This is a genomic window from Paenibacillus sp. GP183, from assembly GCF_900104695.1.
Taxonomy (GTDB): domain Bacteria; phylum Bacillota; class Bacilli; order Paenibacillales; family NBRC-103111; genus Paenibacillus_AI.
The window spans coordinates 5,283,535-5,305,483 of sequence record NZ_FNSW01000001.1; the positions used below are offsets into that span (position 1 = coordinate 5,283,535).

The following is a 21,949-nucleotide window of genomic DNA, read 5'->3' on the forward strand; positions in this document are numbered from 1 at the left end:
GTGAGCCCTGTGGCCCGGATCTTGGAAGTAAAGCATTTAACAACCAGTTTTCAAACGGATAAAGGACGTTACCGTGTAGTTGACCGAGTAAACCTGCATGTTGATGCAGGTGAGACCGTTGGCATAGTGGGTGAGTCGGGATGCGGCAAGAGTGTGACTTCGTTATCCATTATGAGGTTGGTTTCCCATCCCGGACATATCGACCCGGAGAGTCAAATTTTATTAAACGGGACGGATTTGAACCGACTTTCGGACCGAAATATGCGCAAAATTCGCGGCAACGACATCTCGATGATTTTTCAGGAGCCCATGACATCTCTTAATCCCGTTCATTCCATCGGCAGGCAAATTGGCGAATCGCTCAGGATTCATCAGCGGCTAAGCCATGCGGAGGCGCGTCAACGGGCAGTCGAAATATTGACCCAAGTGGGGATATCCCGTGCGGAGCAGTTGGTTGACTCTTATCCGCATCACTTGTCCGGGGGGATGCGGCAGCGGGTAATGATTGCCATAGCCATGTCCTGTACACCTAAATTAATGATTGCAGATGAACCCACAACCGCTCTGGATGTGACGATTCAGGCGCAAATCCTTGAATTAATGAAAAGGCTGCAGATGGAGACTAATATGGCCATCCTGATGATCACCCATGATCTCGGGGTGGTTGCGGAAACCTGTGACCGTGTGATGGTCATGTATGCCGGAAAAGTTGTGGAAGAAGGGTCGGTTCGATCTATTTTTAATCATCCCAGCCATCCTTATACAAAGGGACTGCTCGCCTCAGTCCCGGCTTTGGATGTTAAGAAACAGCGCCTTTATTCAATCCCCGGCAGTGTTCCCGGATTTCATGAAATGCCGGGCGGTTGCCGGTTTGCGCCTCGCTGCGCCGTGGTCATGGACATATGCCGGAGTAAGGAACCTGAATTGGAGCTGATTGGAACGGGGCATTCCTGCAGCTGTTTCGCTGCCCGTAAAGGAGGAGAGCCGGCGTGACTGAATTGCTGAAAGTGACGGGATTAAAAAAACATTTTCTGGTTGAAAGTGATATATTGGGCCGACCCAAAAGTTATGTAAGGGCCGTCGACGGTGTTGACTTCACCATTCGATCCGGTCAAACACTTGGAATTGTGGGAGAAAGCGGCTGCGGTAAATCCACCACTGGCCGAGCTATCTTACGTTTGATTGAACCTTCTTCCGGCGAAGTCCAGTTTGACGGAGTTGAGTTGACAAAGCTTTCAGCCGGAGAAATGCGTAAAATGAGACGCCATCTGGCCATTGTATTTCAGGATCCATTTGCGTCGCTCAATCCTCGAATGACAGTCAAGGAAATTCTTGCAGAACCGCTTGAAATTTTTAAATTAGGAACGCCCAAAGAACGCATGAAGCAGATTGAGGAGCTTTTGGAAATCGTAGGTCTCAATCGAAGTCATCTTAAAAGATATCCTCACGAATTCAGCGGCGGGCAGCGGCAGCGTATCGGCATCGCCCGTGCATTGACAACGAAACCTAAACTTGTCATAGCTGATGAGCCAGTATCCGCGTTGGATGTTTCCATTCAATCACAGGTGCTGAATCTGATGCAGGAGCTGCAGCAGCAATTCGGACTGACCTACCTGTTCATATCGCACGACCTGAGTGTCGTCAAGCACATTAGCGATCAAGTAGGGGTTATGTACCTGGGGAAAATGCTTGAGCTTGCTGATAAGGATGACTTATATGAACAGCCATTGCATCCTTATACGCAGGCGCTTCTATCGGCTGTCCCGCAACCGCACCCTGATCAAAAACGGGAAAGGATTATCCTCCACGGAGATCTCCCGAGCCCGGCCAACCCGCCTAATGGCTGCACATTCCACCCTCGCTGCAGGGATTGTATGGATATATGCAGGACAAAAGCTCCAGAATGGAAAGAAGCGAAACCGGGTCATTTTGTTGCGTGCCATTTGTTCAATTAAGCATTGAATAATAAGGCTTTTTTCTAATATTAAAGCTGTGTATTTTGCATCATGCAAAGAACATAGCTTTTTTATTGTATGGAAAATAATTCAGAACCCATTCAAGATAATAATGCACTTGATTGCAATAATATTGCACATCGTAATCTTATGAGACGGGTTATATAATTCAATATAATACTGTTTTATTCTAAGGGGAGGTAGGGCAAATGGTGTAATAGAGGGCGTGCGTATGTAATATGTACAATTGTTTTATACTCTTCTTTTGTAAGCGTTAACAATACTAAAATAGAATTGGGAGGTATTCCTATTTTTATGAAACGTATTAAGCATATTATTGCCATATGGATGTCAGTTCTTTTATTGTCACCCTTATCTGTTAATGCTCAAGTTGCCAGCAGCAATATCACTCCAATTCAAACGAGTACTGTTACCAGTGTAGTCTATGATGGCGTTACTGGTGCCGCCTTTGATACCGTTACGGAATCAACCTATATTCGCATCAAGAATAAGTGGCAAAGCAATTATTTATATGAAGGATCCGATGGAACGGTAAGATACGGTTTTACCGGTATTACGGATCAAACTTCGGATTGGATCCTAGAGACATCCGGTAGTTATCAACGAATCAAAAACCGCGCAACCGGTCATTATATTACCTCGGCTAAAGTAGTTGCGGCTCAAGTCGATTCGAGAAAGGTCGCATTGACGAGCGAAGCCATCTCCGTCAGCACAGCTCAAGATCAATGGATTATCGAAGATGCAAGCAGAGCGGGATATAAAACAATCAGAAGCGCCGCAACACCAACCGCCAATAATTATATTCATGAAGAAGATCAGCTTGGCTATGCCCAAATGAGTCTTGGCATCGGGCCGACTTTTGAAAGTCCGCAGTGGAAGTTTGAACCGGCTTCGGATATGACCCCCGTACGAATTTTGTCCAAAGCGGGTACTGGCCATTATCTCTTTGAAGATAATGATGGATTAGTTAAAAGCTGGAATGTGCCTGTGAATGATGCGAGGTCGCACTGGTATCTGATATCGGATGACGGAACTTCGACCGTTCGCCTCAAAAATCGGGTCAGCGGCCACTATATTACGCAAAATGCTGCTGCTGTTGAAGCACTGCAAAGTCTACCGCTTAATAATGCAGCACAGACAACCCAGAAATGGAAAATGACTACAAACGCCGCAGATCCGGGATGGCTTAATTTTTCCAATGTAGACCATTTATCTCCAGCATATTTTCTGATTGCTCCTGCTGATTTTGCCGATCATACAACTCGATCGATTGGTATGGATTGGGGTAGAGACGGCAATGGGGATGATCAAAAATGGAAATTTGAGCTAGCCGCAGATGTGAACCCGACGCGCATAGTCAACTTCACCGATGCTGCGACTGTTACGTCTTATCTTTTCGAAGATAATGTGGGTATAGTCAAAATCGGAGCATTAGGTACAACAAATGCATACTTATGGCTAGTCGAAGAAAAGGACGGTAAAAAACGGCTGAAGAACCTTTTGACGGGTCATTATATTTCGTCGCAAAATGGATCGCAAATGACAGACCCTTTACAAAGTTTAAATATTCCAATAAGTTTGTCAACAGATCAATGGAAAATTGATAACTCTACTATTTACGATGATTATAAAACTATTAAGAGCGCTGCAAATCCATCCAATTATATCAACGTGGCACAAGCCACTCATGCTGTAGTTTCCAGCGCTGTTGCACCTGATACCAACCCCGCTCAATGGTTGTTTGAAGATCCCTCAGTCGTGGCAGGGGTAGATCAATATGTGCGCATTCAAAGCTCCTGGGATGCAAATTCGCTTTACTTATACGAAGACAGCGAAGGAAATTTAAAATATGGAAATGCCTCAACAACCGATCAAAAAGCGCAATGGCTTGTTGCGAAATACGAAGGACGGAAAACGATTCGAAATCGCGCATCGGGACATTATATCAATATGGAAGATATGTCCACGGGTCATATCCGAGTAACCGCTTTAGATTTCACAAACATGACCATAGATCAAAAGAACAAAGCGAAATGGGTTGTTGAAGACCTTGGGGGCGGAGTCAAACTTGTTCACAGCGTCAACGATACAAACAGCAACCCGGACCATCAGAAATTTATTCATGTGCAAAATCTGATCAAATATGCCGAGTACGGTGAAATTAACCGCAACTGGACAAGCGCGCATTGGAATTTTCTCCCTGTAGTAGATGCAGTGAAAACGAATTTCCGCATAAAAAACAAAATCACAGGAGCTTATCTTTATGAAGATACGGCTACCGGTATTGTGAAAAACGGTGCACTTTCCGCAACGGACGCATTATCGCAATGGTTTTTTGAGAGCTCCTCAGGTAATACGGTTCGCTTGAAAAATATGTCCACGGGTCACTATATGAATTTGCATACCGCTAACCCTAATACGGATCCAGTATTTTCAGAAACTATCGGTGTTGCTAATACAAACCAATGGAGAATATCGGACGCGGATGCCGGTTCTAAGTATATTGTGAGCGCTTGGACAAATGCACATTTATATGCAACGGATGCAACCGGTAATCTATACATTGATTATGCACATTTTGATAATCCGGCTACCCAGGAACAAACGAAGTGGATTTTTGAGGATGCCCCGGATACTACAGCTAATTACCGCATAAAAAACAAAATAACGGGAGCCTATCTTTATGAAGATACGACGACCGGTATTGTGAAAAATGGTTCACCGGCTGCAGAAAGCACATTATCACAATGGTTTTTTGAAGATTCTACCGATAATACGGTTCGCTTGAAAAATATGTCCACGGGTCACTATATGAACTTGCATACCGCTAACCCTAATACGGATCCAGTATTTTCAGAAACTATTGGTGTAGCTAATACAAACCAATGGAGAATATCGGACGCGGATGCTGGCTCTAAGTATTTTGTGAGTGCTTGGACAAATGCACATTTATATGCAACGGATGCAACCGGTAATCTGTACATTGATTATGCGCATTTTGATAATCTGGCTACCCGGGACCAGACGAAGTGGGTTCTTGAAAAGGCGCCTTCTCCTCCGCCTGTGCCTGCCGGATATATTCGGATTGCCAATAATGGGAAATATCTTTACGAATCCAATAGCGGTGTTGTTTTATACGGAGATGCAGCTGCTGACAATGGGTACTCGAATTGGATTGCAGAATACGATTCGAATACAGGAGCTGCGCGTATTAAAAATCGCGAGACCGGCCATTATATGGCGATGAATACGGATTACCGTTATATTGAAAGCATCCCATCAGCTAGTGTCAATGACTTAAAGACGCAGTGGATTATTGAAGCTAATGGACCGAGCTTCTTGATTCGCAGTAACAACGGCAGTTATAACGATGAATATATTAACGTTAAAAATGCGGAAGGATATGCGGAGCGGGGACTTTATTCCAACACACTTCCATCACTTCAGTGGACTGCAGAAGCTGCACCGAGTGTTACTCACACACCGGCAGTTAGTGTTGATTTAAATAGAAACACAGCGACGAAAGTTTTTGATGATTCAAATTATGTAACCATCCGTAATAAATCGACAGGCAAATATCTTTATGAAGATGACGGCATAGTTAAATACAGAGATCTAAAATCGCAAAATGATTTAAACTCACAAAAAGATGAATTAAACTCACAAAAAGATGAATTAAACTCACAAAATGATGATTTAACCTCACAATGGCTGGTGTCAGACTTTAACGGTCATAAGCTGATCAAAAACCGTGCCACGGGTCACCTAATGGCGATTGAGGGAGATCAACCGAATTTAACAGCTTCCAGCATCGATAAGAGTGTTTTAGGAACTCAATGGATGATTAATGATTTCTTAGGTTATAAAAATATCTCAAGCGCACTTCCATCCCATGATTATATGTTTCAAAATAGTACAAAACCTTATGCCCAGCATGGCACTGTGAACAGCAATCAGTTAGATACTGAACTCTGGATGTTTACAGAAGTTCCCCGCGATATCAGCTATGAAGCAGAAAATGCATTTATTAGCGGTTCTGTGCAAAAAACAAGCAATGGTTACGTGAATCACTTCACCAATACGGGAGATAAAGTAATTTTTGCCGTAAATGCGCAAGCTGATGATCGTTACGATGCAAAAATTCGCTATGCGAATCCAACAGGCACCCCTCAAACTTTAAGCCTGTATGTAAATGGTTTAAAGTTGAAGCAGCTGATCTTTGCGCCTACAAAAAATGGGAACGCAAATGCGGTTGTGCCGGTTAAACTTCCATTGAGATCAGGCTTCAATTCTGTTTCATTAGAGTTAGACAGCATGGACAGCGGTCAAGTGGGTATTGACTCGCTTACGATTCTTGATGATGTGAATCTCGCATATAGAGGTGCCAATCAATCTTATATCACGTATGAGGCAGAGGATAGCGACACGAATGGTACAATTATAGGTCCAACTCGAGCTTACCATGAGTTTGCTTCAGAAGCTTCCGGTAGAAGGGCTGTGAAGTTAACCGAAACTACCCAGCACGTTAATTTTACATTAGCAAAACCGGCAAACTCTCTTGTACTTCGTTACTCGATTCCAGACGGATCCACGAATGCAAGTATCGGTTTATATGTGAATGATGCATTTGTCAAGAATATCAATTTAACTTCCAAGTTTGCTTGGGAATACGGAAACTATCCTTGGTCTAAAGATCCGGCTCAAGGCAGCCCGCATCGTTTCTTTGACGAAACGCATGTACTCATTGGTCAAAATATTCCAGCGGGTGCTGCAATAAGTCTAAGAAAAACGAATGCAAATCCTTCCTACGTTATTATCGATTTTGCCGATATGGAGCAGGCTCCAACCTCTGCATATACCATGCCTGCCGGTTTTATCTCGATAACCGAGCATGGAGCGACAGCGAATGACGGATCAGATGATACGGCAGCTATAAGAGCAACTATAATTGACGCTAAAGCACAACATAAAGGAGTTTGGATCCCAGCGGGCACATTTATAGTTAAGGATGAGGGTGCGGCAAATCCATTAATCTTCCTGGATGATGTAACTATTAGAGGAGCGGGTATGTGGTACACGACCTTGATAGGAGCAAAATTTTATGGAAACGGCAGCAACATCCGCGTGTTTGATCTGGCGATTGACGGCGATCTCAACATTCGCGATGACAATGCGCATACCAATGGATTCGAGGGTGCCTTTGGACCTGGTTCAACGATTCAAAATGTATGGATTGAACACACCAAAACAGGGATGTGGATTACCCGTCCTCAGTCAGAACCTGGCTTCAATGGCGATGCATATACCGATGGATTCTATGTTGCCGGTTTGAGAATTCGCGATACAATGGCGGATGGAATCAACTTCAGCATCAATACAAAAAACAGTATGGTAGAGCAAACCAATGTGCGGTACCCGGGTGACGATGGATTGGCTATGTGGTCCACTTTAAGAAGCGGGCATCCGGACGATTATACGGATAACAACACATTCCGTTTTGATACGGTACAGTTGCCTTGGTTAGCCGACAATATGGTAGTGTTTGGCGGTAAAGATAATAAGATGACAGATAATGTGTTAACGGATACGATCTATGCAGGTGGCGGCATCGCGGTATCGACTCGGTTTGATCCAACACCACTCGCCGGTACAACAGTGGTTGAACGCAATACTATGATTCGTACCGGAAGCCGCGATAATGGCTTGGGATTAAATTTTGGCGCGATTTGGGTATACGCGGATTCTCTCCCAATTAACAGCGATATCCAAATCAAAGACAATATCGCTTTGAACAGCACGTACCAAGGTTTGTCCATTCAAGGTTCAAAATCGATTAACCATGTTTCGGTTGAAAGTCTAGTCATAGATGGTGCAGGGTTAACTGGTATTGAGGCAGCTAGTACTATATCTGGCAGCATAACTATGAATCATTTCACAATCAGGAATATCAAATTAGGCGGTATATCCAACAAAGCTGGATCTAACCTGGCTATTATCGATCAGGATACCCTCGTTACGAATATTAGTTTAACTGCAGCTGGAAATAGAACTATGCTACGGAATGGAAGCACGCTGCAGTTTAAAGCAACGGTCTTACCTGGAAATGCCAGTAACAATGCAGTAACATGGAGTGTTGTTCCAGGCACAGGCGTTGCGATCATAAGCGAAAAAGGTCTCTTAACAGCAATAAAGGACGGCACAGTTACTGTGAAAGCTACTGCGCAGGATGGATCAGGAATCATTGGTGAGAAGACAATTACTATCTTAGCAAAATCTGATACAGCAACAGGTTCAGATGCAGACAGTTCTTCAAACGATGAATTTAATCAATAAATAGTAAGCTTCATAATAGTTACAAGATCGCCTTACCCCATCCAAATAAGGATGGGGTAAGGCGATTATTCTTTATTAAATGAAAATAAATTGTGCCACATTTGCAAACAAATGCTTTTCTGCGCTTCTTAAAGTTATGATGTATTATAGATAATAGTTATGAATCCCCTTGGTAATTCAGGCTAGGAGGGTATGGATTGAAGGAGCAATGGATTACAAGTGTGGGCATTGATCTTGGAACAAGCACGACTAAATGGATTGTATCCCGATTAAAGCTTATACAAACATCAGGAGACTATTCGTTGCCTCGTTATGAGATTACTGAACGAAGGCTGGCTTATGTGAGCCCGATCTTTACGACTCCATTAGCAAGTGAGAAGGAGATCGATGTGGTGGCCTTGTCCCAATTACTGGAGAAGGAATACGATCGAGCTGGAGTTAGCTCGGACATTATTCAATCAGGTGCGATCATCATTACGGGGGAGACGGCTACCAAGCATAATGCGGAACAAATTGTGCATGCGCTAGCCAGAACTGCAGGACAATTTGTCGTTGCGGCCGCTGGGGCGGATCTTGAATCGCTACTCGCTGGTAAAGGCTCAGGTGCAGAGGCTTACTCACGTACTCAACGGGGAATTATTACCAATGTTGATATCGGTGGAGGGACGGCGAATGCCGCTTATTTCAGAGATGGAGACATGATTGCTACGGTAACTATGCATGTTGGAGGACGTCTTGTTCGTTTGGATGAGACAGGACGAATCGAATATATAGCTGGGCAGCTTAAGCAGTGGGATGAGAATCATCCTGACAAGTCCCTTCTAGTTGAAGGGGAGGTAACCTCTTTCTCAGTGTTACAGGCGTTTTGCCGCCGACTGGTGAAGGTGCTCATTAATTGTATGCTTGGAAAAGAAGAACTGGACAACGGTTCGTATATAGAATCACTACTCATTTCAAGGCCGGTAAGAGCGTTACCCTTCCCTGATGAAATTTGGATTTCTGGAGGTGTTGGCGGTTTAATGGCAGCACCAGCGCCGACTACGTTGCAAGAGGTAGCCCAATATGGTGATATAGGTCCATTGCTCGCAGCTACGCTCTGCGAGGAAGCGACAAACAGCACAGTGAGATTGAGGCAAGCCGAGGAATCTGAACGGGCGACGGTTATCGGGGTCGGAACACAGACGATGGAAATTAGCGGTGCGACTCTTTATTATGACGAGGAGGCGCTGCCGCTTCTTAATATACCTGTTGCTGTCTGTTGTTTACCGGATGATGAAGAGGACGATTTGAATAAGCTCGAAGAGGCAATTCTGATTGCTTTGGACAAGGCTTCTTCTCTGTATTCTGCCTCACAGACTAATCCACCCTTCGCTCTCGCTTTCAGGGGTGGAGGCTACTATTCATATCGTCGCTTGCAGAAGATTGCCGACACGATAATTTGGAGATATGCGGCGGCGGAAGCGCCATTGGATACTACGCTGCTTATCATTTGTGAGAACGATATGGCGAAAGCATTGGGGCACGCCTTGGTGAAACGACTTGCTGTTGGAATGAAACTTATTTGCGTGGATCAAATCAAAGCCTCCGAGGGAGATTATATCGATGTAGGGAAGCCTCTAAAGGAAGATATCATACCTGTTGTTATCAAAACACTTATGTTTCAGAGGAAAGAATATGGAGGTGGGAGACCATGAAATTACAAATAACTTTGAGAGGAAAGAATTACACTTTTCAAAGCCTGAAAGAGGTATATGCCAAAGCGAATGAAGAGAAATCGGGAGATCAACTGGCTGGCATTGCTGCGCTGGATATGTCGGAACGAATTGCTGCTAAATATGTGCTGGCGGGATTAACGATGTCTGAAATTCGTGACAATCCATTGCTGCCTCCCGAAGCTGATGAAATATCGAGAGTCATTGAAGAAGATGTGAACGAGGAGGTCTATGCTTCTATAAAAGGTTGGACAGTTGCTGAGATTCGAGAATATTTACTTCGCTCTGAGATTGTCGGCAGCGACATGTTTCGGATATCCAAAGGGATGAACAGTGAAATGATTGCAGCGGTATGTAAGCTGATGTCCAATCTTGATTTAATACAAGCTTCTGCCAAGATGGAGGTTCTTACAACCTGCCGAACAACCATTGGATTCACGGGGACGCTAGCTTCGAGGGCGCAGCCGAATCATCCATCGGACCATCTACGGGGGATAAAGGCAGCCTTGTTTGAAGCGCTCAGCTATGGAGTAGGAGATGCGGTTATTGGCATTAATCCTGTAATTGACACGACAGACAACATAAAAGCACTGTTGAACGCATCTCAGGAAGTGATTGATCAATGGTCGATTCCGACGCAAAATTGTGTTCTCGCCCATGTCACAACGCAAATGCGTGCGGTCCTTGATGGCGCGCGTGCAGATATGCTGTTCCAGAGCTTGGCTGGAACAGAGGAGGGGAATCGGGGGTTTGGAATTAGTTTGCAGCTGCTTGAAGAGGCCGATGCAATTATTCATGAATATGGGACGAGTCAAGGTCCGAACCAATGGTATTTTGAAACCGGACAAGGGTCTGAATTGTCATCAGAGTCACACTTCGGGATCGATCAGGTTACGCTTGAAGCCAGGTGCTATGGTTTGGCTAAACGATTTAGGCCATTTATCGTCAACACGGTTGTCGGCTTTATCGGACCTGAATATTTATATGACAGCAAGCAGGTGATTAGAGCTGGTTTAGAGGATCATTTTATGGGTAAGCTGCATGGACTTCCGATGGGATGCGACATTTGCTATACGAATCATATGAAAGCTGATCAGAATGATATGGAAAATCTGGGTATTTTGCTGGCATCCGCAGGTGTCAACTTTGTTATTGGAGTCCCAATGGCTGACGACTGCATGCTCAATTATCAATCCATGAGCTTCCACGATATTGCTGCAATCAGGGAGACATTGCACAAACGACCCGCACCGCAGTTTGAAGCATGGCTTGAGGATCAGGGTATTATGCGGGATGGACGGTTAACTGCTGCGAAGGCGGGCGATGCGACTCGTTTCGTGTACTGAGGGGAGGACATAGGATGGAGAGAGAGCATCAAATTCGGGTATTTACCGAGATGGCCAGTCACACGCCTGCACGTATCGGAGTGGGGAGAACGGGAACACGGCCGCTTACAGAAGAGATGCTGAAGTTGAGATTGGATCACGCCGAGGCTGTAGATGCTGTATATGGAGTCGTTTCTCCAGCTACTTTGGAAGCCTTCCAATTGTTTACGGTTGACACGCGATTCGGCGATAAAGATTTATTTTTAAAACGTCCTGATAACGGGAGATTGTTGACTGAGGAGGCTGCCAGTCTGCTGCTTCAGCGTTGTGTGCTTAAGCCTCAGGTACAAATCGTCATCTCGGATGGACTCAGTGCCAGGGCAGTAGACGATAATTTGGCTGATATTTTGCCGGCTCTGATGGATTCTCTGGAAGTGAATCATTTAACCTCGGGCACGCCTTTCTTTGTACGCGGTGGACGTGTTGGATGTATGGATGATATTGGCCGATTGTTGGAGCCTGAAGTGTTAGTCATGTTAATTGGCGAACGGCCAGGACTTCTGGCGGCTTCCTCGATGAGTGCTTATATGTGCTATAAACCTCGTCCAGGGAGGAGAGATTCCGAACGAACGGTTATCTCTAACATTCATCGGAGAGGAACCTTGCCAGTGGAAGCGGGGGCTCATATCGGTTCATTGCTTCTTAAGATGATCGAGCAGCAGATGAGCGGTGTGAATTTGGTCTTGTGAACAGATTCAGATTCATAAATCGAAAAAACTTCTATGTGAATAAACATAACATAGGTATATTGTTTTTCCTCTATAATAGTGATATATATTAAAGTGTCTATTTTTGCTTAAATTTTTCAATTTGGAGGTGAGGGTATTTGACCGCCCATATTACGAACAAAATTATCAATTATGTTCCATTGGGAGATCAAACTTTGGTAGTGCAGTTTGAGAATATATTGTCCATCCAGGTTAGTAGATCTGTCAAATCCTTCGCCCATATAATCGAGCAGCAAGGAATTCCGGGAGTTACAGAAATTATTATCACGTTCAATACTCTAGCCGTTTGTTACGATCCCATTAAGATCACCTACGATAAACTATTAGGAAAACTTCAAGCTTTACAAGAATACACTTTGCAAAGTGAGGATATCGCAAGTAAAAAAGTGTATGTACCAGTCGTTTTCGGCGGAGAATATGGCCCTGATTTGGAAGACTTGTCCAAGCAGGTTGGTCTAACGCCGGAAGAAGTCATACAAAGTCTGTACTCCAAGCCTTACTATGTTTATATGGTCGGCTTTATAGCAGGATCACCTTATGGCGGTGAAATTGACGAGCGGTTGATCTTGCCCAGGCGTTCCAGCCCCCGGGTCAAAGTGAAAAAGGGTTCAGTCGCTATTGCTAATAAGCAAACGACCATTTATACGATTGATGCTCCAGGAGGGTGGCATCTGCTTGGATGGACACCGATGGAAATTTTTAATCCTTATCGTGAAGCCCCAGGCTTGCTGCTTTCGGGAGATTATCTTCAGTACATACCTATAACTGCTGATGAAGCGGAAAGATGGGATAACCATAGACAAAGAGAGTGGGATCAGGAATGGAATTCGTTCACGTAGTTAAACCCGGATTCTTCACAACTGTCCAAGATTTGGGGCGCCGTGCCTACCAGAAGTTTGGCGTATCGGCTTCCGGAGCCATGGATCCTTTGTCTCTTCGTTTAGCCAATCTTTTAGTAGGAAATAACGAAGATGAAGCCGCTTTAGAAGCAACATTAATTGGTCCCAAATTAAGATTTGGCGCAGATGGCGTGATTGCGATTACAGGCGGAAATCTGTCTCCTTCGATTAACGGAAACTCTGTCGGTATGTGGAAATCTTTGCGTATTTACAAAGATGATGAATTGAGCTTCGGTGGTTGTAAAAGCGGATGCAGAACCTACATTTCTTTTGCCGGCGGTATAGGTGTGCCCAAAGTTATTGGAAGCCGTTCCACCTTTATACGGGGTAATTATGGCGGGATTGAAGGCAGAGCGCTTGCAACAGGTGATGAGATACCGATTGGCAGCTCGCCTTTCAACTACTCTCAAATAGCGGGAAGAACATTACGGTATGAGCACACTCCCGATTATTCACAGGATCGGACGATCAGATTTATTCCAGGACCTCAAATCAACGCATTCACAAGCGAATCGGTTGAAACGTTTACCTCAAATCCTTATACAGTAACGAATGAATCGGATCGAATGGGATATCGATTACAAGGAGAGCAGCTAATGCATATCGCCGGAGCCGATATCATTTCCGATTTTATCGCCATGGGTTCCATCCAGGTTCCTGCCATAGGCCAACCGATTATTTTGATGGCTGATTGCCAGGTCTCAGGCGGTTATACCAAAATAGGAGTTATTATCAGTGTCGATATCCCTTTTACGGCTCAAAAAAAGCCAGGAGATCAAATTCGGTTCCAAGCGATGGAAGTATCGGATGCTCAAGAGCTCTGGAAAGAACAAGAGAGATTGATAGCAGAGCTCCGTTTAATCAATCGAATGATCATTCGTTGATAAAAGAAAATGTTAGAGGAGTGTATGTTATGAAAAACATTGATTTGAACTGTGATATGGGAGAGAGCTTTGGTATTTATAAATTAGGCATGGATGAGGAAGCTATGCCATATATCACTTCGGCTAATATTGCATGCGGATTTCATGCCGGCGATCCTAATGTAATGGATCAAACGGTAACTCTTGCTAAAAAATACGGTGTCGGCATTGGCGTTCATGTTGGATTTCCAGACTTATTAGGATTTGGGCGTCGGAACATTGAAGTTTCTCGAGAAGAATTAATCAATTATAACATTTATCAAATAGGTGCTTTGCAAGCATTTGCCAGTAAACATGATCTTGAGATCCAACATATTAAACCCCATGGAAGCATGAGTAATATGGCTGATACGGACCCGTATATTGCTGAAGCAATAGTTGATTCTGTCCTGAGCCTGTTTCCTGATATGAAATTGTTTATTAGAGAAGGTACGGAAATCCATAAAATTGCAGTGAAGAAAGGTCTTCCCGTTGTATTAGAATTTTATGCAGATCGTGCCTACACGCGTGAAAAGACTCTTGTTTCCCGAAAAATTCCAGGTGCGGTAATTAAAGATCCGGAAATCATTGCTGAAAATGTATTGCGCATGGTTGTAGAGGGGAAAACGAAAACTTTGGATGGGGAAAATATTGATATCAAGGGCGAGAGTATTTGCGTACATGGTGACACGACTGGAGCTGTTGAAATTATTAAGCGTATTAGGGAAAAGTTGAATGGTGCTGGTGTACAAGTTGCGCCTGTAGGTAAATGGCATTCTGTATAAACGGGCGATTTGGATTTAAAGATAACATTGTTTTTGATTACCTTCGCAAACCCAAATATATTGACGAAAATCATACTTGATGTTATGTTAATTAACATAACCACATACGATTGTTTTTGTTTACTAGGGTTCCGTCGGAAGGTTCCGGGCTGGTCCGAGAGTAAACCGCTTGTTGTGACGAGCGACACGGAAGGATAAAAACCTGGGAGATATCATCAAGACGCTGGCGTCTTGTGATGTCTCCCTTTTTGTTTCATTACGCTGAAAAGGAGATTGTGAACATGAACAGCATTTGGAGCATAACAATTCGTCCCGGCGGGAAATGGTCAGGCACGATCGGTAAAGGGAAATTAATTCGTTTCACTGCGTTAGAAGCAGCTGCGAATGTCTCCGTGCAATTGTTTCACGCGAAGGATCTGACTGAGCGTTACAACATGCCGGATACGCTGAAAGCACAGCATACTTCACATCTGACAAGAGGTAATGTGCTGATGAGCGATAATGGCCGCGCTATGGCGAGCATCGTCGAAGACAGTCTGGGCTGGCACGACCCGCTCAGCGGATATACGAGCCGAGCTGCCACAGATGCCAAGTATGGCGCAACGAATTATCAGGAACTGCGCAACGATTGGCTGCGAAGCGGTCAAGAGAACTTCGCCGTAGAGCTGGTGAGAAATGGTTTAAGCATGCGCGATATGATGCCCGTCGTGAATTTGTTCTCTAAAGTGTTTTGCGATGAGCAGGGCGACATGCACTTTAGCGAGGATCATTGCCCAGCGGGTGCAACCGTGACAATACGCACAGAGCTCGACGTTTTGCTCGTGCTTTCAAATACGCCAAATCCGCTGGATCCTGACACCTCTTTTCCGTCCGTACCGGTAAAAGTTGAAGTTTTCACTGCTTTACCTGTGGATGCGCAAGATTACTGCGTCAATTACCGCCCGGAAAATCGCCGGGCTTTTGAGAATACATGGGAATACCACACTTTGCTTGGACTGTAAAAAAACAATTGCGAAGGAGGAACCGACATGGCTGTATTTAATCGAGTGGAAAGTCACCGCAAGGTCGAAGACGCTGTCTATAGCGAAATAATCCTGGCCGGAGACGGGTGGATGCATGAGTTGAAGACGGGGCAAGTGTTGCGCATTGTGGATTTGGAAGGAAATCAGGCGGCTGATACGCTGTTCTATGATGCCCAGAATCCCGATGATCATTATAGTGCCGTAGCAACCATCGCAGGCCAAAGAAACATTTACCTGAGCACGGGCTCCGTGCTGCGATCCGAATCGGGCAAAGAGCTGCTGAAGATCGTCGCTGATACTTGCGGACGCCATGATACGGTTGGCGGCTCGTGTTCCGCTCAAAGCAACACAGTTCGCTATGCACACGAGAAGCTGTCGATGCATAATTGCCGCGATACGTTTATGCTCCAGCTTGCAAAGCGCGATGGCGCGTTTGGGAAGCGGGACTTGGCCCCGAACATTAACTTCTTTATGAACGTTCCAGTTACACCGGATGGCGGTTTGAAATTCGACGATGGCGTATCCGGTCCTGGCGCTTATGTGGAAGTCCAATCCCTATGCGGTACCATGGTGCTCATCAGCAACTGCCCGCAGCTGAATAATCCTTGTAACGCTTATAATCCGACGCCGATTCAGGTTCTCATCTGGGAAAGCTGAGTAAACCTTATCTGAGACGAAGCCAGTTTTGCCAAGTAAAACTCAGCGTTTACTTCCATTGCCAGTTTTCAGGAAAAAACGCTAAGGAGGGGTCACGATGTTTAGTAAAGTGCTTATTGCTAACAGGGGCGCCATCGCTGTACGTATAGAACGTACGCTTCGCAAGCTGGGTGTCGCTTCCGTGGCTGTATATACACAGGCAGACCAGGACAGTCTTCATGTGGATCAGGCTGATGAAGCGGTTCTCATAGGAAAAGGTCCTGCCAAAGAAAGTTATTTAAATACGGAGCTGATTTTGCGGACGGCGCTTGAAAAAGGCGCTCAAGCGATTCATCCGGGTTACGGCTTTTTGAGCGAAAATGCCGACTTTGCCCGGGCTTGCCGTGAGCATGGGATTGTGTTTATAGGTCCTGCGCCGGAGCAGATGGAAATGTTCGGTCTGAAGCACTCCGCCAGAGAGATTGCGGAGCGCACCGGTGTTCCGCTGCTGCCGGGGACGCCTCTTATCACGGAGCTGGAAGAGGCGCTCAGCGAAGCGTCTCGCATCGGTTATCCGGTGATTTTAAAAAGCACCGCCGGCGGCGGAGGCATCGGAATGCGTGTTTGCGCCGATGAATCGGCCCTGCGATCCGCTTACGACAGCGTGCGTCATCTCGCTGAAACGAATTTCAAAAACGGCGGCATGTTCTTGGAGAAATATATCGCTAGAGCACGCCACATCGAGGTGCAAATCTTCGGCAACGGCTTTGGCGAAGTGGTCACGCTCGGAGAGCGCGACTGTTCCATTCAGCGCCGCAACCAGAAGGTGATAGAGGAAAGTCCTGCGCCGAACCTGACGGACGAAGTCCGCAATGCGATGTTTGCTTCGGCCATACGTCTGGCTGCCGAATTGGGCTACCGCAGTGCGGGTACGGTTGAGTTTCTGTACGATCCGGAAACGTCTGAGTACTACTTCCTGGAAGTCAATACGAGACTTCAAGTGGAGCACGGCGTAACGGAAGAAGTGCTCGGTATTGACCTCGTCGAATGGATGGTGCGCGAAGCTGCGGACGAACTGCGCGATCTGAAGTCGCTGATCCGCAAGCCGCAAGGGCACAGCATCCAAGCCCGGATCTACGCGGAAGATTGCCTTCAGCAATTCCGCCCGAGCGCGGGGCAGCTGGATCAAGCGGTTTTCTCGGTAAACGCGAGAAATGAAACATGGGTGAGAGACGGTCTTACTGTGACTACGCTTTACGACCCGTTGCTGGCGAAAATCATCGTTCACGGCACGGATCGTGACGATGCCATTCGGAAGCTGATTGCGGCGCTTGAAGAGACGCGTATGTACGGCATTACAACCAACCTGCAGTATTTGCAGGCTCTGCTTCAAGAAAAGGACTGTGTTGACGGGAACGTCTACACGCAATTACTAAACAGCTTTGAGCCATCGGAACGGGCGCTTGAAGTGCTGGACGGCGGTATCCAAACGACCGTGCAAGATTTCCCTGGCCGCATCCGTCACTGGGATGTAGGTGTGCCGCCATGCGGACCGATGGACCCGCTGTCCTTCAGGATCGGGAACAAGATGCTTGGCAATTCGGACAGTGCCAGCGGGCTTGAAATGACACTGCGCGGAGGCTCATACAAGTTCCGCAGTGACATGTGGTTCTGCGTGACCGGAGCAGATATGCAAGCAGAGCTGGATGGTACGGCAATTCCAATGTATAAGCCGATGTTTGCCGGTCGCGGGCAAGTGCTTAGCTTCGGCGAAGTGAAGGAAGGTATGCGCACATATCTGCTGATCGCCGGCGGGTTTGATATGCCGCAAATTCTCGGCAGTTCCTCGACCTTCACCCTGGGCGGCTTCGGGGGGCATGGCGGACGCGCGCTGCGCGCGGGCGATGTGCTGGCCGTGAACAAAGGCGGCCGGCCGGGGTCTCTCATAGCGGAACTAGAAGCTGAGCATAGGCCATCGATGACGCACGAGTGGACGATTGGCGTCATTCCTGGACCGCATTGTACGGGTGAATTTCTGCATAATGATTATTTGAAGCAGCTGATCCAAACAAGCTGGGAAGTTCATTTCAACAGTTCAAGAACGGGAGTTCGACTCATCGGTCCCGCGCCGCTCTGGACACGTGAAGATGGCGGGGAAGCAGGCCTGCACCCCTCCAATATCCATGACAATGCTTACGCGATTGGTACGCTTGATCTGACAGGCGACATGCCGATTCTGCTTGGACCGGACGGTCCCAGTCTTGGCGGTTTCGTCTGTCCCGTCACGACAGCATCGGCGGAGTTTTGGAAAATCGGGCAGCTGCACCCCGGCGATTTCGTCCGATTCCACCTGCTTGCACTGCCGGATGCAGAAGCATTGCGAGACCTGCAAGAAAGCTATTTGCAAGCGATAGGTGAAGGCGACACGGCGGGGTTGAAAGCGGTGAAGCTCCCTGACTTGAACGAAGCCATTACACCGGAATATCCGCGTCTCGTCCACGAAATAGAAAATCGCAGATTTCCGATTACAATCCGCTGCTGCGGCGATCAAAATTTACTGGTCGAATATGGCGACATGGAGCTGGATATGCTGCTGCGTTTTCAAGTCCAGGCTTTGATGCAGGCGATCATGGATAGCGGGAATATTCCTGTTATGGATTTAACGCCAGGCATTCGCTCTTTGCAAATTCACATTGATCCAGCGCAAATAACAATCCATGAAGCATGCCGCAAAGTAGCTGAAATCGACTCGGCGCTGCCGCCGCTCGAATCGTTCCGAGTGCCTTCGCGAATCGTGCGTTTGCCGCTTTCATGGGATGATCCGGCGACACAGCTGGCCATTCAGCGTTATCAGCAGGGGGTGCGGCCAGACGCACCGTGGTGTCCGAGCAACTTGGAATTTATTAGACGCATCAATGGTTTTGACCATATAGAGGATGTCCGGAAGATCGTTTTTGACGCTAACTATCTGGTTCTTGGCTTGGGAGATGTTTATTTGGGTGCTCCTGTGGCCACTCCGATCGATCCGCGCCATCGCCTTGTGACGACGAAATACAATCCCGCACGTACTTGGACGCCTGAGAATGCCGTTGGAATCGGCGGCGCTTATATGTGCGTATACGGGATGGAAGGTCCGGGCGGCTATCAATTCGTTGGCCGCACGATACAGATGTGGAATCGTCTCAGATCGACGGAATGCTTCAAGCCGGGTAAGCCTTGGCTGCTCAGGTTTTTTGATCAAATTCAGTTCTTTCCCGTAGAGGCGGATGAGCTGCTCCAACTGCGTGAAGATTTCTTGCGCGGGCGATATGAGGCGGATATTACCGAAACGACATTTGATTTAGGCGAGTATTTGCAGTTTCTTGGATCAATTGAAGAGAGTGCGGCGGCATTCCGCAAGCAGCAGCAGGATGCTTTCAAAGCAGAGCGCGAAAGCTGGAAGGCGCAAGGGCTTGCCGAATATGTCACCGAGCAGGAGTCAGCGAAAAAAACGGAGGAAGATGAACTGCCGGAGGGTACTATTCCCGTCCGCGGTATGATGCCGGGCAGTGTGTGGAAGGTGTTGGTTGCACGTGGTGAGCAGGTGAAGAAGGGCGATAAGCTGGCTATTTTGGAAAGTATGAAAATGGAGTTCTCGCAGCATGCGCCATGCGACGGCTTCGTTTCATCCGTGCATGTTAATCCCGGAGACCAAGTACATACCGGACAACTTATTCTCGGTATTAACCCGATAATCGAAGGAAGAGAGGTTATATCCACATGAAAAAGGCAGAAATCCCGCGTGAGTTAAGTATCTCTTGGTTGCGAGACAAATACAGTAATCAAGAACTTACTCCTCAAGAACTTATTATTGAAATTATTCAACGATCTAAAGAAGATGCAGACATGAATATTTGGATTACCCCTCCTGACATGGAGATGATTCAACCCTACTTGGATCGACTGACAACGCTCAATCCTGCGGAAGCACCGTTATGGGGAATTCCTTTCGCTATCAAGGACAATATCGACTTGGCAGGCGTGCCGACGACAGCGGCTTGTGCGGAATATGCCTATACACCGATCGAAAATGCGGGTGTGGTGGAGCGGTTGATTGCCGCAGGAGCCATTCCGCTCGGCAAAACGAACTTAGACCAATTCGCGACGGGGTTGGTCGGTACGAGAAGTCCTTACGGCGAAACGCACAACGCGCTTCGACCCGAAATGATCAGCGGCGGCTCCAGCTCCGGCCCCGCTGTTGCGGTCGCAGGCGGCCAAGCGGCTTTCGCGCTTGGCACGGACACTGCAGGCTCCGGACGGGTGCCTGCTGCGCTCAATCGATTGGTCGGCTTTAAGCCGAGTCTCGGCGCTTGGCCAACCAAAGGGGTAGTGCCCGCCTGTGCGAGTCTGGACTGCGTCACGGTGTTTGCACACAGCATAGCTGATGTACTCGCCGTAGACGGTGCAGCTCGCGGCGTTCACGATGATGACCCTTGGTCACGCAAAGTGCCGATGCCGCAGGCGAAGCTGCCCGCCAAGATCTGCTTGCCCAAAGACCCGCTAGGATTCTATGGAACCTACGCGGACGAGTACAGCAGCGCTTGGGACGCTGCAGTCGCGCAATTACAAAACCTGAACATTCCCATTGAATATGTGGATGCTCAGTTATTCGCCCAAGCGGGCGCCATTCTGTACGAAGGCCCATGGGTAGCCGAACGGTGGGCAGCCTTGGGCGGATTCATCGATGCTCATCCGGGCGCCAGTTTTCCGGTGACCGAGAAAATTCTCCGCTCTGGCTCAGCGGCTGAATACGATGCTGCATCAGTATTCGCTGCGATGCATAAGCTTCAACAGTTTAAGCTGGAAGCGCGTAAACTGCTCAAAGACTCGGTGCTCGTAATGCCAACCTGCGGGGGGACGTGGACTCGCGAGCAAGTTCGATTGGACCCGATCAGCACCAACCGGGATATGGGCCGCTACACGAATCATTGCAACTTGCTCGATTTGTGCGCTTTGGCAGTGCCTGCGGGTGATGCGGCTCCGTCAACGCCGTTCGGCATCACACTCTTCGCACTCGCCGAAGATGAGGGCTTGATCTGTGGCGCCGCCGAGCTATTCGCCGCAGGGAGTCCAGCTTCCGCTGAGACGGCGGGTGGTTCCAGCTCGAAGCAAGCAGCGGCTTCTGCAGCGGCTCCGGCGACAACGCTGGTTGCCGTCTGCGGCCTGCACATGCGCGGCTACCCGCTGGAGAAGCAGATGCAGAGTTGCGGAGCGCGCTTCATTCGCGAGGATGAGACGGCGGCGAAGTACCGCCTGGTGAAGCTGGCCACGACGCCGGCGAAGCCTGGCTTGATCAAACAGCAGGAGGGCGGAGCGCCTATCCAGCTGGAGGTTTGGGAAATGCCGCTCGAGGCATTTGGCGGTTTTGCCGCAGCGATCCCGGCGCCGCTCGGGATCGGGAAGGTGGAGCTGCGGGACGGCAGCGAAGTCCCGGGCTTTGTTTGTGAGGCTTACGCGGCGGCAGATGCGGAAGATGTGACTTCTTCCGGCGGCTGGCGCCATGTGATGCCGCTATAGATGTATTACCCATAA

At 47.4% G+C, this 21,949-nt stretch carries 13 protein-coding genes and 1 riboswitch; all 13 genes read left to right on the top strand.

Translation table 11 applies throughout. The features are described 5' to 3' along the window. Positions 1-9 precede the first annotated feature (9 nt). The 13 genes from BLV33_RS26035 (at position 10) to atzF (ending at position 21,934) form a co-directional block, all read left to right on the top strand. Positions 10-993 carry an ABC transporter ATP-binding protein gene (locus BLV33_RS26035; protein WP_253187184.1) on the top strand — a complete coding sequence of 328 codons (984 nt, stop codon included), beginning with the start codon at positions 10-12 and terminating at the stop codon, positions 991-993. After that, positions 990-1,955, top strand: coding sequence for an ABC transporter ATP-binding protein (locus BLV33_RS26040; protein WP_090798362.1), 966 nt, complete (start codon positions 990-992; stop codon positions 1,953-1,955). The genes BLV33_RS26035 and BLV33_RS26040 overlap by 4 nt, the downstream gene beginning before the upstream one ends. Before the next feature lie 315 nt (positions 1,956-2,270). Beyond that, positions 2,271-8,309 (top strand): Ig-like domain-containing protein, encoded by a 6,039-nt coding sequence (locus BLV33_RS26045; RefSeq protein WP_090798364.1) that lies wholly within the window; start codon positions 2,271-2,273, stop codon positions 8,307-8,309. A gap of 197 nt (positions 8,310-8,506) precedes the next feature. Beyond that, positions 8,507-10,003 carry an ethanolamine ammonia-lyase reactivating factor EutA gene (locus tag BLV33_RS26050; protein ID WP_090798366.1) on the top strand — a complete coding sequence of 499 codons (1,497 nt, stop codon included), beginning with the start codon at positions 8,507-8,509 and terminating at the stop codon, positions 10,001-10,003. Next, entirely contained in the window at positions 10,000-11,367 is a 1,368-nt protein-coding gene (locus BLV33_RS26055; RefSeq protein WP_090798370.1) for an ethanolamine ammonia-lyase subunit EutB, read from the top strand. The genes BLV33_RS26050 and BLV33_RS26055 overlap by 4 nt, the downstream gene beginning before the upstream one ends. A 14-nt stretch (positions 11,368-11,381) precedes the next feature. After that, positions 11,382-12,095 carry an ethanolamine ammonia-lyase subunit EutC gene (eutC, locus tag BLV33_RS26060; RefSeq protein ID WP_090798372.1) on the top strand — a complete coding sequence of 238 codons (714 nt, stop codon included), beginning with the start codon at positions 11,382-11,384 and terminating at the stop codon, positions 12,093-12,095. Positions 12,096-12,232: 137 nt separating this feature from the next. Then, positions 12,233-12,973, top strand: coding sequence for a 5-oxoprolinase subunit PxpB (gene pxpB / locus BLV33_RS26065; RefSeq protein ID WP_090798374.1), 741 nt, complete (start codon positions 12,233-12,235; stop codon positions 12,971-12,973). Then, positions 12,955-13,917, top strand: coding sequence for a 5-oxoprolinase subunit C family protein (locus tag BLV33_RS26070; protein ID WP_090798376.1), 963 nt, complete (start codon positions 12,955-12,957; stop codon positions 13,915-13,917). Before pxpB ends, BLV33_RS26070 begins: the two co-directional genes overlap by 19 nt. A gap of 29 nt (positions 13,918-13,946) precedes the next feature. Continuing rightward, positions 13,947-14,720: a LamB/YcsF family protein gene (locus BLV33_RS26075; RefSeq protein WP_090798378.1), complete on the top strand. Its 774-nt coding sequence runs from the start codon at positions 13,947-13,949 to the stop codon at positions 14,718-14,720. A 112-nt stretch (positions 14,721-14,832) separates the two neighbouring features. Then, positions 14,833-14,931: riboswitch (guanidine-I (ykkC/yxkD leader) on the top strand. A gap of 70 nt (positions 14,932-15,001) precedes the next feature. Next, a complete protein-coding gene (locus BLV33_RS26080; RefSeq protein ID WP_090798380.1) occupies positions 15,002-15,721 on the top strand; it encodes an urea amidolyase associated protein UAAP1 in 720 nt (239 codons plus the stop codon). A 27-nt stretch (positions 15,722-15,748) separates the two neighbouring features. After that, complete coding sequence (locus BLV33_RS26085) at positions 15,749-16,399, top strand: urea amidolyase associated protein UAAP2 (protein ID WP_090798383.1); 651 nt, start codon at positions 15,749-15,751, stop codon at positions 16,397-16,399. Between the two features lie 97 nt (positions 16,400-16,496). Continuing rightward, positions 16,497-20,141, top strand: coding sequence for an urea carboxylase (gene uca, locus BLV33_RS26090; RefSeq protein ID WP_090798385.1), 3,645 nt, complete (start codon positions 16,497-16,499; stop codon positions 20,139-20,141). Beyond that, the gene (gene atzF / locus BLV33_RS26095) at positions 20,138-21,934 is read left to right on the top strand and encodes an allophanate hydrolase (RefSeq protein ID WP_090798387.1); all 1,797 of its coding nucleotides are present in this window, start codon (positions 20,138-20,140) and stop codon (positions 21,932-21,934) included. Before uca ends, atzF begins: the two co-directional genes overlap by 4 nt. The last annotated feature ends 15 nt before the right edge of the window (positions 21,935-21,949 follow it).

Excerpts from the sequence above, each read along its gene's own strand:
- BLV33_RS26055 (WP_090798370.1), top strand. The coding sequence starts at position 10,000 with ATGAAATTACAAATAACTTTGAGAGGAAAGAATTACACTTTTCAAAGC.
- BLV33_RS26045 (WP_090798364.1), top strand. The coding sequence starts at position 2,271 with ATGAAACGTATTAAGCATATTATTGCCATATGGATGTCAGTTCTTTTA.
- atzF (WP_090798387.1), top strand. The coding sequence starts at position 20,138 with ATGAAAAAGGCAGAAATCCCGCGTGAGTTAAGTATCTCTTGGTTGCGA.
- eutC (WP_090798372.1), top strand. The coding sequence starts at position 11,382 with ATGGAGAGAGAGCATCAAATTCGGGTATTTACCGAGATGGCCAGTCAC.
- BLV33_RS26085 (WP_090798383.1), top strand. The coding sequence starts at position 15,749 with ATGGCTGTATTTAATCGAGTGGAAAGTCACCGCAAGGTCGAAGACGCT.
- uca (WP_090798385.1), top strand. The coding sequence starts at position 16,497 with ATGTTTAGTAAAGTGCTTATTGCTAACAGGGGCGCCATCGCTGTACGT.
- BLV33_RS26070 (WP_090798376.1), top strand. The coding sequence starts at position 12,955 with ATGGAATTCGTTCACGTAGTTAAACCCGGATTCTTCACAACTGTCCAA.
- BLV33_RS26075 (WP_090798378.1), top strand. The coding sequence starts at position 13,947 with ATGAAAAACATTGATTTGAACTGTGATATGGGAGAGAGCTTTGGTATT.
- BLV33_RS26080 (WP_090798380.1), top strand. The coding sequence starts at position 15,002 with ATGAACAGCATTTGGAGCATAACAATTCGTCCCGGCGGGAAATGGTCA.